Raw genomic sequence first — 12,230 nt, forward strand, 5'->3', positions numbered from 1 at the left:
GATGAGCCAATCCTTCGACGTCATCAGCGCACAGCTGAAGAAGCGTCACCGCCGGTCGGCGCGGCTGAAGTGGATTTCCATGAGTGCGCTGGGGCTGGCAGGCCTGTTCCTGGTGCTGTTCTTCGCCGACATGCTGAGCAAGGGGCTGCCGGCCTTCCAGCAGGCCTATGTCCAGGTCGAGCTGGAGTACAACGAGGATGCGACCCGCATGGGGCGCGCCGCCATGGACCCCGAGGTGGCCCGGCTGGTGAGTCGTACCTTCGAGCGCCTCATTCCGGGCATGATTCGCAACGACCCCGACCTGCTGGGCACCAGCGAGACCCGCTGGGTGCTGGCCAACAGCCAGGTCGACCAGTACCTGAAGGGGCATGCCAACAAGCTGCGCGACAACGAGCGCGAGGCAGTCGACGAGCTGGTCGAAGCCGGGCGAATGGCGCTGCGCTTCAACACCACCTTTTTCACGCGTGGTGATTCCAAGATGGCCGAGAGCGCGGGCATCCTGTCCGCTGCGGTGGGTACGGTGCTGACCATGCTGGTGACGCTGGCCATTTCCTTCCCCATCGGGGTGATGACGGCGGTCTATCTCGAGGAGTTCGCGCCCGACAATCGCCTGACCCAGCTCATCGAGATCAACATCAACAATCTGGCGGCGATTCCTTCGATCCTGTTCGGTCTGCTGGGCCTGGCGATCTTCATCGGCTTCTTCGGTGTGCCGCGCTCGTCGCCGCTGGTAGGCGGGATGACGTTGGCACTGATGACGCTTCCCGTGATCATTATTGCCACCCGTACGGCGCTGCGCAGCGTACCCGACTCGATCCGCCACGCCGCCTTCGGCGTGGGCTGTTCGCGCTGGCAGGTGGTGCGCGACCACGTGCTGCCGCTGGCCATGCCGGGCATCATGACCGGCTCGATCATCGGCCTGGCCCAGGCCATGGGCGAGACGGCACCGCTGATCATCGTCGGCATGGTAGCCTTCATTCCCGACGTTTCGGCCTCGTTCACCCAGGCCGCCACCGTACTGCCGGCACAGATCTTCACTTGGGCCGGCGAGCCGGAGCGCGCCTTCGTCGAGAAGACCGCGGGCGGCATTCTGGTCCTGTTGTCCATCCTCATTTTCCTCAACGCCAGTGCCGTCATCCTGCGCAAGAAATTCGAGCGCCGCTGGTAGGCCAACCGAGGTCACGAATCGATGAACATTCAAGTTTCCGAGCGGAGTAGTACCCCCATGTCCCGACCCCAGACCGGCCAGCCGGTGACGCACAACCCTGATGCCAACCATGAATTGAGCATCCGCGTGCGCGACCTCAGTCTCTGGTACGGCGACACCCAGGCGCTGAAGAGCCTCAACATCGACCTGTATCAGAAGAACGTCACCGCACTGATCGGCCCGTCGGGCTGCGGCAAGTCGACCTTTCTGCGCTGTCTCAACCGCATGAACGACCTGATCCCCGGCGTGCGCATCGAGGGGCTGGTGGAGATGGATGGTCGCGACGTCAACGCCCGCAAGATGGATGAGGTGGCGCTCAGGCGCCGCGTGGGCATGGTGTTCCAGAAGCCCAACCCGTTTCCCAAGTCGATCTACGAGAACATCGCCTATGCCCCGCGCATGCACGATCTGGTCGGGCGCAAGGCCGAGCAGGACGAACTGGTGGAGCGCGCCCTGCGCGACGCCGGCCTGTGGGAGGAGGTCAAGGACAAGCTGCACCAGCCCGGTACCTCGCTGTCGGGCGGCCAGCAGCAGCGCCTGTGCATCGCGCGGGCGATCGCCGTGCAGCCCGACGTGATCCTGATGGATGAGCCGACCTCGGCGCTCGACCCCATCTCCACCGCCACCATCGAGGACCTGATGGACAAGCTGAAGAAGCAGTTCACCATCGTCACGGTGACCCACAACATGCAGCAGGCGGCGCGGGTGGCCGACTATACCGCCTTCTTCCATCTCGGCGAGATCATCGAGTACAACGACACCAAGACGATGTTCTCCACGCCGGCCACCAAGAAGGCCGAGGACTACATCACCGGACGTTACGGCTGAGACGGGCGGGTCGGCTGCGGTAAGATGGAGGCAGACTCAGCAACCGCGAGAGATGGCGTGCCCTCAGCGACCCCGACCCGCCTGTTCAAGTGCCTCGCCGACGAGACTCGCCTGCAGTTGACGCTGCTGATCCGGCGCGAGGGTGAGCTGTGCGTGTGCGAGATGACCCATGCACTCGGCGAATCCCAGCCCAAGATATCGCGCCATCTGGCGCAGCTGCGCGAATGCGGGCTGCTGCAGGATCGCCGCGACGGCCAGTGGGTCTATTATCGGCTGGCCGAGCGCCTCGCCGACTGGATGACGGCCGTCCTCGCTGCCGCCGAGGCCGGTGAGGCGTCCCGCCTGGATGCCTTGCAGGCGCGATTGCAGCATATGGGCAATCGCCCGGAGCGCCGCGCCGCGCTCTGTTGATCTTCCTGCCGTCAGACGTTGCCTACCCCGAACTGTCATCTTCAGCTGTTACTAATCTACCCGCGGGCGGCCTGCATGGGCCGTGTCGGATGACAACCAGGACGCGGGGAAGGTATGCAACGATTCCAAGACATGACGGTACGGCTCAGTTGGTCGCTGGTGCTGGTGGCTTTCAGCGTGTTGATCGCGGGAGCCGGTGGGCTGGGCCTGGTTTCCAATCATCTGAGCCGCGACGCCTTCGGTACGCTCAATCGTCTCAACGTGGAGCAGGCGGGTGCGCTGAACCGCACCTATACCAGCCTGCTTCAGGCACGCCTGGACATGGACCGCGCCGCCGAGCTGATGCGGGCGCCGGCCTTCGAGCTGCCGGGACCGGTGCTGGAGCGTGCGGGGGGCAGCCTGGCCGGCGCCGAGCGAGCCTTCCGGGCGTTTCTCGACATGCCCGTGGCCGAGCAGCGCGGGGCGGATGTCGAGGCGCTCGTCGAGCGCTACCGGTCGCTGGTGGACAACAACATGAAGCTGCAGATGCTGCTGCTCGAGGAGGGCGATGACGCCGGCTATCGCTCCGGGCAGTCTCGCGTTCACGACAGTGGCCAGGCCTTCGTCGAGGCGGCCGATGCCTTTCTTGCCGGCTCGACGGCACGGGGCGAGGCCCTGACGCGGCGCTTCGAGCGCCTGGCCAATGGCATGACCTGGGCAATCCTGGCGGCGCTGCTGCTCGCGGTCGTGTTGATCGCCGGCGTCATCTGGGGCGTCACGATTAACGTCATCCGGCCGCTGCGACGCATCGTCGAGCACTTCCAGCGTATCGCGAGGGGCGACCTGTCCGCCCCGGTGGAGGCGAGGGGGCGCAACGAGATCGGCCAGCTGTATGCCGAGCTCGCCACCATGCAGCGTTCGCTGATCGGGACTGTGGGCCTCCTGAGCAGCGCCAGTGACAGCGTCCACCTGGGCAGTCGCGAGATGGCCTCACACAACCAGGCGCTGGCGGCCCGGACCCGCCAGCAGGCCGTGGCGCTCGAGCAGACCGCCGCCAGCCTGGAGCAGCTGACGGCGACGGTTGCCAGCAACGCCGACAATGCCCGTCAGGTGGGCGAGTCGGCGGAGGCCGCCACCCAGCGTGCACGAGAAGGCGAGGGCGTCATCACGCGCTTCGTCGCTACCATGGACGAGATCCATGGCCACTCCGACGAGATCGCCAGCATCGTCGGGGTGATCGAGTCGATCGCCTTCCAGACCAACATCCTGGCGCTCAACGCCTCGGTCGAGGCGGCTCGCGCAGGCGATCAGGGCCGGGGCTTCGCGGTGGTGGCAAGCGAGGTCCGCGCCCTGGCATCGCGTAGCGCCGAGGCAGCGCGGGACATCCAGCAGCGCATCCAGGCGTCCCGGGCGAGCGTGGCCGAGGGCAACGTCCTCTCGCTGCGGGCCGCCGAGCATACCCGGGGCATCATGGCGGCCATCGAAAGGGTCGATAGGCTGATGGAGCAGGTCGTACACGCCTCGGCAGAGCAGCGGCTCGGCATCGAGGAGGTGAACCGGGCCATGGGGCAGATGGAGGCTTCCACCCGTGACAGCAGCCTGCTCGTCGAACAGGCCGCGGCAGGTGCCGGCGAGCTCGAGGTGCAATCGCTGCGCATGCAGGAGCAGGCCCAGCGCTTCGTGCTGCCCGCTGCGCAACCTGCCCATGGCATGACCGGGTCATGGGGGCCGCCTGCGGTTGGTTCCCGGCAGAAGCCCGAAGACACGGAGACGCCCGTGCAGCGCCCGATTGAAACGCTGCTCGAGCCGGCTTAGCCCTGGCCCACGCTGGCTGGTGAAAAGAGGTGTCGGGTGTTGTTGGCGATGCGCACCAGGGCCAGCATCAGCGGCACCTCCACCAGCACGCCCACCACCGTGGCCAGCGCCGCGCCGGACTGCAGGCCGAACAGCGCGATGGCGGCGGCCACGGCCAGCTCGAAAAAGTTGCTGGCGCCGATCATCGCACCGGGGGCGGCCACGTTGTGCGGCACTCTCCAGGCCCTGGCCCAGCCGTAGGCGATGTAGAAGATCAGGAAGGTCTGCACGATCAGCGGAATCGCGATCAGTACGATGTGCAGTGGGTTGGTGAGGATCACGTCGCCCTGGAAGGCGAACAGCAGCACCAGGGTGACGATCAGACCGATGGGAGTGATCGGCCCCACCCGCTTCATGAAGACATTGTCATACCATTCATTGCCGTGGCGGGCGATGAGAAAGCGCCGGGTCAGATAGCCGGCGGTCAGCGGAATGACGATATAGAGCAGGACTGACAGCGCCACGGTATCCCAAGGCACCTGGACGTTGGAGACGCCGAGCAGAAACACCACGATGGGGGCGAAGGCGAACAGCATGATCAGGTCGTTGAGAGCCACCTGTACCAGGGTGTAGGCAGCGTCGCCACGGGTCAGGGTGCTCCAGACGAAGACCATCGCGGTGCAGGGCGCGGCACCCAGCAGGATCGCGCCTGCCAGGTACTGCTGTGCGAGAGGCTCGGGGATCAGCGGACGAAACACCACCATCAGGAAGAACCAGGCGATGACGAACATGGTGAAAGGCTTGATCAGCCAGTTCACCGTGGTGGTGATGATAAGCCCCTTGGGCTGGCGGCGAACGCCGAGCACGGCGGCGAAATCGATCTGGGCCATCATCGGGAAGATCATGGCCCAGATCAGGATTGCCACCGGGATCGATACCTGGGCGACCTCGAACCGGGCTAGTGTTTCGGGCACGGCAGGGGCGAACTGGCCGAGCAGCACACCGGCCACGATGGCAAGCGCTACCCACACGGAGAGAAAGCGCTCGAATCGCCCCATGCCTTTGGCGGAGGAGGGAGCCTGCGAGAGAGTGTCGTCGGACATGTACCGCTCCTGCACGCGAAGGGATGGGCGAAAGATATATGCTTTTCCATATGTGAGCAATGCCGCCAGGCGTGTCGAATCCAGGGCCTGCGCTGCTATGATTCGGCCAACGGCTATGATGGGGAAGCGACTTGGGCCCAACCGAACCTCTGCGGCTCGCCGGCGTCGGCATCGGTGCGCTGAATGGCATCGACCTTAAGGTCTCGCCCGGCGAGATCGTCTGCCTCTCCGGGGCCAGCGGTTCAGGCAAGAGCCGACTGCTGCGCGCCGTGGCCGACCTCGAGCCGCATGCCGGCGAAGTCTGGCTGGGCGGGCAGGCCCAGTCGCAAACGCTCGGCCACGCCTGGCGGCGTCGGGTGATGCTGGTGCCCGCCGAGAGCCACTGGTGGGCGGAAACGGTGGCCGAGCACTTCGTCAAGCTGCCAGGGGCTGCCGAACTACAGACGCTGGGGCTGGCGGAAGACGCCCTGACCTGGCAGGTGGGGCGGCTCTCCACCGGCGAGAAGCAGCGCCTGGCGCTGCTGCGGGCCGTGAGCCGCGAGCCCAGGGCGCTGCTGGTCGACGAGCCCACCGCCAACCTGGACGCCGAGACCGGCGCGCGGGTGGAAGCCTGGCTGGCGGCGCGTATTCATGAGCGCGGCTGGCCGACGCTGTGGGTCGCCCATGACCGCGGGCAGATCGCCCGGGTGGGGCGCCGCCACTGGCGGATCGCCGGCGGACGGCTGGAGGAGGTGGAGGTCGCATGGACGTGATTGCGCTCTCCTGGTGGCAGCTGGCGCTGGCGGCGACAATGGTGATGCTTCTCGCCGGCTGCACCGCCGCGATGCGGCTGGGCATGAGCCGCAGCCTGCTGATTGCCGCGCTGCGTACCGTGATCCAGCTGGCGCTGGTCGGTCTGGTGCTCGAGGCGCTGTTCGCCGCCGAGCGACTGGCATGGGTCGTGCTGATGGCGCTGGCCATGCTGCTGGTCGCCGGGCGCGAGGTGATGGCGCGCCAGAAGCGCCGCCTGCTGGGTGGCTGGGCCTTCGGCATCGGCACGCTGTCGATGTTTCTCTCCTCGTTCACCGTCGCCGTACTGACCCTGACGGTCGTCATCGGCCCCGAGCCGTGGTATCGCCCGCAGTACGCCATTCCGCTGCTGGGCATGCTGCTTGGCAACACCATGACCGGGGTGGCCTTGGCGCTGGATCGCCTGACCGATACCGCCTGGCGTCAGCGCGGCGTGATCGAGAACCGCCTGATGCTCGGCGAACCCTGGCAAGTGGCGATCGGCGACATTCGTCGCGAGGCGATGCGCAGCGGGCTGATGCCGATGATCAATGCCATGGCCGCCGCGGGGGTGGTCAGCCTGCCGGGCATGATGACGGGGCAGATACTCGCCGGCACGGCGCCAAGCCTGGCGGTGAAGTATCAGATCCTGATCATGTTCGCGATCACGCTGGGCACCGGCTTCGGCACCTTGGTTGCGGTGGCCGTGGGCAGCCGTCGCCTGTTCGATGCCCGCGAGCGGCTGCGGCTCGATCGCCTGTCGCTGCCCCGTTCATGACGACGCCCGCAGCCCCTGCCGGGGCTGCGGGCGTCTGGTGGCAGGGGTGGCTCAGTCGATCAGTTCGACCGCCACCGCGGTGGCCTCGCCGCCGCCGATGCACAGGCTGGCGATACCGCGCTTGCCGCCACGGGTGCGCAGGGCATGGATCAGCGTGGCGATGATGCGCGAGCCGGTGGAGCCGATGGGGTGGCCCTGGGCGCAGGCGCCGCCGTAGACGTTGACCTTGTCGTGGGGGATGTCGAGCCCGTCCATGGCCAGCAGGGTGACCACGGCGAAGGCCTCGTTGATCTCGAACAGATCGACGTCGGCCACACTCCAGCTGAGCTTTTTCATCAGCTTGTCGATGGCGCCCACCGGGGCGATGGTGAACTCGCTGGGATGCTGGGAGTGGGTGCTATGGCCCAGCATGCGTGCCAGGGGCCTGGCGCCGAGCCGGTCGGCGGCGGCCTGGCTGGCCAGGATCAGCGCGGAGGCGCCGTCGGAGATCGAGCTGGAGTTGGCGGCGGTGATGGTCCCGTCCTTGGCGAAGGCGGGGCGCAGCTGGCGGATCTTGTCGAGCTTGGCCTGGAATGGCTGCTCGTCGTGCTCGACCACGCTCTCGCCCTGGCGGCTGGTGACGGTGACCGGCGCCATTTCGGCCTTCAGGTGGCCGGCGTTGGTGGCCTCCATGGCGCGCTCCAGCGAGGCGATGGCGAAGTCGTCCAGGCGCTCGCGTGAGTAGCCGCGCTCGCTGGCGATGTCCTGGGCGAACACGCCCATCAGCTTGCCGGTCTCGGCGTCCTCGAGGCCGTCGAGGAACATGTGATCCTTGAGCTCGCCGTGGCCCAGTCGATAGCCGGTGCGCGCCTTGGTCAGCACGTGCGGGGCGTTGGACATCGACTCCATGCCGCCGGCCAGGATCACCTCGCCGCTGCCGGCACGGATCAGGTCGTGGGCCAGCATGGTCGCCTTCATGCCCGAGCCGCACAGCTTGTTGATGGTGGTGGCACCGATGCCATCGGGAATGCCGGCCTGGCGCATCGCCTGGCGGGCGGGCCCCTGCTTGACGCCACCCGGCAGCACGCAGCCCAGGATGCCTTCGTCGATGGCGCTGGACTCGATGCCGGCGCGCTCGATGGCGGCGCGAATGGCGGTGGCGGCGAGCTCCGGAGCGGTCAGGCTCGAGAGGCTACCCAGCATGCCGCCCATCGGGGTGCGGGCGGCGGAAAGGAACACGATGTCGGTAGGGCTGCTCATGGTGGCGCTCTCCTGTCGAATCATCCGTTGTGTTTGTCGTCCTCGAGAGCTGACCTCGACAGGGCTCTCGAGCGTATCGTTGGGCGTGCTCTGCAGCAGTCGCGTTGACCTGCCGGCGACGCTGTGCTTTTCTCAAGATCAACCAAGCAAGCGCTAGTGTAAACCCGATGAATGTCGTTAACGAGTCCCCACGCCGCAAGGAATTGACCCGTCTGGCCGCTCAATTGTTCGTCCAGGAGGGCTTCGATCGCACCACGGTGCGCATGCTCGCCCAGGAGATGGGCATCAAGTCCGGTAGCCTGTTCCACCATTTTCGCGACAAGCAGGAGATCCTCGCCGCCGTCATCGAGGAGGGCACCCAGAACGCCCTGACGCTGGCGCGCCAGGCCCTGGAGGAGTGCGGGGAATCAGCCAGCGAACGCCTGCACGCCATGGCCCGGGCTCACCTGCAGACGCTGCTGACCGACCGCAACGCGCATGTCGTCGCGCTCTACGAGTGGCGCCGGCTGGACCCCTCGGCACGGGATCACCTCAGCCATCTGCGCGACGCCTACGAAGAACTCTGGGAGCAGGTCATCGACGAAGCCCTGGTCGCCGGGCTCATCCATGGCGACCGTTTCCTGGTGTCGCGCTTCGTCATGGGCGCTTTGAATTGGACGGTGCGCTGGTACGACCCCGAGGGGCCGCGCAAGCCGGACGACCTGGCCCATGAGCTGGTGGCCATGATCACTTCCTCCTCTCGCGCTTCCTGATCCCGGCTTCCTGACTCGACCAAGGTCTAGCCTACGACCGCTACCGCGGGGGTTGCCCCGTCCCGGCTTTGCTTCTAGTTTGTACCTAGCGCTTGCTAGGTTGACGCTTACGTCAACGGCATCTAAGCAGTAAGAGTTCAACAACAAGCACAATCCGGCACAAGAGGGCAGTCAATGAGCACGCCAACCCTTCCTGCGTATTCCACCTACTACGGGCGTTTTTCCATCGATGCGGTCATTGACCGTCTCGATGATCACGGCGACGGCAAGTTCAACGCCTACGAGTCCTGCTGCGGCCGCCACCTGCGTGCGGGACGGGGCGACGTGCTGGCGCTGGTTCACGAGGATACCCAGGGCAACGTCAACCGGCTCACCTACGCCGAGCTCGAGGCACAGAGCGCCCGGCTGGCCGGCTGGTTCGCCGAGCGTGGCCTCGGGGTCGGCGATCGCATCGCCTGCATGCTGCCGCGCTCTCGCGAGCTGCTGGTCGCGGTGCTGGCCACTTGGCGTATCGGGGCGGTCTATCAGCCCTTGTTCACTGCCTTCGGCCCCGATGCCGTCGACTACCGCCTGGGCCGGGCCGACACCAAGCTGGTGATCACCGATCACGCCAACCGCTTCAAGTTCGACGGCCTCTCCCAGTGCCCGCCGGTGCTGGCGGTGGGCGGGCCGAGCGAAGGGCATGCCAGCGACCTCGACTGGAGCGAGGCGCTGGGTCATTCACCGATCCAGGCCAACCCGCCACGGCTCTCGCCGGAAGCACCGTTCCTGCAGATGTTCACCTCGGGCACCGTGGGCAAGCCCAAGGGCGTGGCGGTGCCGCTCTCCGGCATGCCGGCCTTCGCGCTCTACATGGAGCTGGCCATCGACTTGCGCGAGAGCGACCGCTTCTGGAACATGGCCGACCCCGGCTGGGCCTACGGGCTCTACTACGCCATTGCCGGGCCGCTGCTGCTGGGCGTGACCACGCACTTCTGCGAGGCCGGCTTCAGCGCCGAAGGAGCGTTGGCGTTCATGCAGCGGCACCGCATCACCAACTTCGCCGCCGCCCCGACCGCCTATCGCCTGATGAAGGCCTCGGGGCTGTTCGACAGCGCCCACGAGAGTCTCGAGCTGCGCGTGGCCAGCTCCGCCGGCGAGCCGCTCAACACCGAAGTGGTGACCTGGGTCGAGCGCTCGCTGGGCTGTCCGGTGATGGATCACTACGGCCAGACCGAAACCGGCATGACCTGCTGCAACCATCATGCCCTGGAGCATCCCAAGCACGTCGGTGCCATGGGCGTGCCGATGCCGGGCTATCGCCTGGCCATTCTCGACGCCGAATACAACGAGCTGCCCCCGGGGGAGCCCGGCGTGCTGGCGGTGGACATCGAGCGTTCGCCGGCGCACTTCTTCGCCGGCTATACCTGGCAGGAGAAGCATCCGTTCGCCAAGGGGTACTACCTGACCGGCGACGTGGTGATCCGCAACGAGGACGGCACCTTCCAGTTCGCCGGCCGCGACGACGACATCATCACTACGGCCGGTTACCGGGTCGGGCCCACCGACGTGGAGAACACCGTGCTGACCCATCCGGCCGTGGCGGAATCCGCCGCGGTGGGCCAGCCCGATGACATCCGCGGCGAAATCATCAAGTCCTATGTGGTGCTGCGCGAGGGCTTCGAGGCGAGCGACGAGCTGGCCGAGGAGATTCGCCAGCGCGTGCGCGAGCGACTCTCCACTCACGCCTTCCCGCGGGTGATCGAGTTCGTCGATGCACTGCCCAAGACGCCCAGCGGCAAGATCCAGCGCTTCAAGCTGCGCGCCGATGCCGCCGAGAAGGCCGAGGCAGCCAAATGAACCGGGAGACAACCCAATGCAAGTGAAGGACCGTACCTTTCTGATCACCGGCGCCGCCTCCGGCCTGGGAGCGGCCACGGCCGAGCGGCTCGTTGCCGGCGGCGGCCGGGTGGTGCTGTGCGACCTGAGCGTGGACGTCGATGCCCACGCCGAAAAGCTGGGTGAGGCGGCCCGCGCGGTGCGCGGCGACGTGACCTCGGCCGAGGACATGCAGGCGGCGGTCGACGCCGCCGTCGCCCTTGGCGGTGAAGCGGGGCTGGCCGGCGTGGTGCACTGCGCCGGTGTGGTCAGCGTGGCCAAGCTGGTCGATCGCGAAGGCAACCCCGCCGATCTCGAGGCCTATGCGCGTACCGTGCAGATCAACCTGATCGGCACCTTCAACGTGATGCGGCTGGCGGCCTCCGCCATGGCGAAGAATGGACCGAACGACGACGGCGAGCGCGGCGTCATTGTCAATACCGCCTCCATTGCCGCCTTCGACGGCCAAGTGGGGCAGTGCGCCTACAGCGCCTCCAAGGCCGGGGTGGTGGGCATGAGCCTGCCGGCGGCACGCGAGCTGTCGCGCCATGGCATCCGGGTGATGGCCATCGCGCCTGGGGTGTTCCAGACGCCGATGATGAGCGAGATTCCCGACGAGGCCGCCAAGGCACTGGCCGCCTCGGTGCCGTTCCCCAAGCGCCTGGGAAAGCCCGATGAGTTCGCCCGCCTGGCCGAACAGATCATCACCAACGCCATGCTCAACGGCGAGGTGATCCGCCTGGACGGGGGCATTCGCATGCAGTGAGCGTTGGCAGCGGCGCCTTGGCAGGCATCGGCTGGCGCGCTAGCGTAGGGCGCACGACGAGACGCACGACAAGAACAGGGGAGCCCCCGTGATGGCCAGTCAGGAGATCGGCGCCGACCTCAAGCTCGACAACCAGCTCTGCTTCACGCTCTACTCCACCTCGCTGCTGATGACCAAGTTCTACAAGCCCCTGCTCAAGGGGCTTGGCCTTACCTACCCGCAGTACCTGGTGCTACTGATCCTGTGGCAGGAGGATGGACTGAGCGCCGGGGCCATCAGCCGCCACCTGATGACCGATACCGGTTCGCTCACTCCCGTATTCAAGCGCCTGGAGGCCGATGGGTTGCTCCGGCGGGTGCGCAGCCGTCGCGACGAGCGGGTCGTGGAGCTGTTTCTCACCGAGCAGGGGAGGGCTTTGCAGGCCCGCGCTCAGGAGATCCCCGACTGCGTGGTAATGGCCAGCGGCCAGCCGGCCTCGGAGCTCGTCGAGCTCAAGGCGCGGCTGGAGGCGCTACGGGAGAAGCTGCAGGAGGCTATGCCCTAGGAACAAGGCGGGTCCTGTGCCCGGCATGGGTGGGTTTGGTTTTTATCTTGCGCGCCATTGTTTATCACTCCATATGTATGTGCGCTATTTTCTTGCTTTCTGTACGCTTCCTGAACACCTCTCCCGTGGCATAGGGCGCCTGGCCGGGCTCGTGGGTGAGCCGAGAATTAAAACGGGCGCTTGACTCCAAGGCTTCGGCGAGCT

General features: G+C 66.6%; 12 protein-coding genes. 10 read left to right on the top strand and 2 right to left on the bottom strand.

The window, feature by feature from the left end:
• The first annotated feature begins 1 nt into the window (after position 1).
• The 4 genes from pstA (at position 2) to HNO51_RS07435 (ending at position 4,240) form a co-directional block, all read left to right on the top strand.
• Positions 2-1,168 carry a phosphate ABC transporter permease PstA gene (gene pstA, locus HNO51_RS07420; protein ID WP_197450429.1) on the top strand — a complete coding sequence of 389 codons (1,167 nt, stop codon included), beginning with the start codon at positions 2-4 and terminating at the stop codon, positions 1,166-1,168.
• 57 nt (positions 1,169-1,225) lie between these two features.
• Positions 1,226-2,035: a phosphate ABC transporter ATP-binding protein PstB gene (pstB, locus tag HNO51_RS07425; RefSeq protein ID WP_197450430.1), complete on the top strand. Its 810-nt coding sequence runs from the start codon at positions 1,226-1,228 to the stop codon at positions 2,033-2,035.
• 57 nt (positions 2,036-2,092) lie between these two features.
• Complete coding sequence (locus HNO51_RS07430) at positions 2,093-2,446, top strand: metalloregulator ArsR/SmtB family transcription factor (protein ID WP_234283514.1); 354 nt, start codon at positions 2,093-2,095, stop codon at positions 2,444-2,446.
• Positions 2,447-2,560: 114 nt separating this feature from the next.
• Positions 2,561-4,240, top strand: a complete 1,680-nt coding sequence (locus HNO51_RS07435) for a methyl-accepting chemotaxis protein (protein ID WP_197450432.1) — start codon at positions 2,561-2,563, stop codon at positions 4,238-4,240.
• Here the strand turns inward: HNO51_RS07435 and arsB are convergent.
• On the bottom strand, positions 4,237-5,322 hold the full coding sequence (gene arsB, locus HNO51_RS07440; protein ID WP_197450433.1) for an ACR3 family arsenite efflux transporter: 1,086 nt from the start codon (positions 5,320-5,322) through the stop codon (positions 4,237-4,239). The genes HNO51_RS07435 and arsB overlap by 4 nt on opposite strands.
• A 131-nt stretch (positions 5,323-5,453) precedes the next feature.
• On the opposite strand from arsB, the gene HNO51_RS07445 reads away from it, so the two are divergent.
• Positions 5,454-6,074, top strand: coding sequence for an ABC transporter ATP-binding protein (locus HNO51_RS07445; protein WP_197450434.1), 621 nt, complete (start codon positions 5,454-5,456; stop codon positions 6,072-6,074).
• A complete protein-coding gene (locus HNO51_RS07450) occupies positions 6,065-6,868 on the top strand; it encodes an ABC transporter permease (RefSeq protein ID WP_197450435.1) in 804 nt (267 codons plus the stop codon). The genes HNO51_RS07445 and HNO51_RS07450 overlap by 10 nt, the downstream gene beginning before the upstream one ends.
• Positions 6,869-6,919: 51 nt before the next feature.
• Here the strand turns inward: HNO51_RS07450 and HNO51_RS07455 are convergent, their stop codons facing one another.
• On the bottom strand, positions 6,920-8,107 hold the full coding sequence (locus HNO51_RS07455; RefSeq protein ID WP_197450436.1) for an acetyl-CoA C-acyltransferase: 1,188 nt from the start codon (positions 8,105-8,107) through the stop codon (positions 6,920-6,922).
• Between the two features lie 167 nt (positions 8,108-8,274).
• Here HNO51_RS07455 and HNO51_RS07460 point away from each other — a divergent pair, with 167 nt between their 5' ends.
• The 4 genes from HNO51_RS07460 to HNO51_RS07475 all read left to right on the top strand — a co-directional run bounded on the left by HNO51_RS07460 (position 8,275) and on the right by HNO51_RS07475 (position 12,026).
• On the top strand, positions 8,275-8,859 hold the full coding sequence (locus HNO51_RS07460) for a TetR/AcrR family transcriptional regulator (protein ID WP_197450437.1): 585 nt from the start codon (positions 8,275-8,277) through the stop codon (positions 8,857-8,859).
• A 174-nt stretch (positions 8,860-9,033) separates the two neighbouring features.
• On the top strand, positions 9,034-10,698 hold the full coding sequence (locus HNO51_RS07465) for an AMP-binding protein (protein WP_197450438.1): 1,665 nt from the start codon (positions 9,034-9,036) through the stop codon (positions 10,696-10,698).
• Positions 10,699-10,714: 16 nt separating this feature from the next.
• On the top strand, positions 10,715-11,482 hold the full coding sequence (locus HNO51_RS07470; RefSeq protein ID WP_197450439.1) for an SDR family NAD(P)-dependent oxidoreductase: 768 nt from the start codon (positions 10,715-10,717) through the stop codon (positions 11,480-11,482).
• Positions 11,483-11,573: 91 nt separating this feature from the next.
• The gene (locus HNO51_RS07475) at positions 11,574-12,026 is read left to right on the top strand and encodes a MarR family winged helix-turn-helix transcriptional regulator (RefSeq protein ID WP_197450969.1); all 453 of its coding nucleotides are present in this window, start codon (positions 11,574-11,576) and stop codon (positions 12,024-12,026) included.
• The last annotated feature ends 204 nt before the right edge of the window (positions 12,027-12,230 follow it).

The organism is Billgrantia sulfidoxydans (assembly GCF_017868775.1).
Classification (GTDB): Bacteria; Pseudomonadota; Gammaproteobacteria; order Pseudomonadales; family Halomonadaceae; genus Halomonas; species Halomonas sulfidoxydans.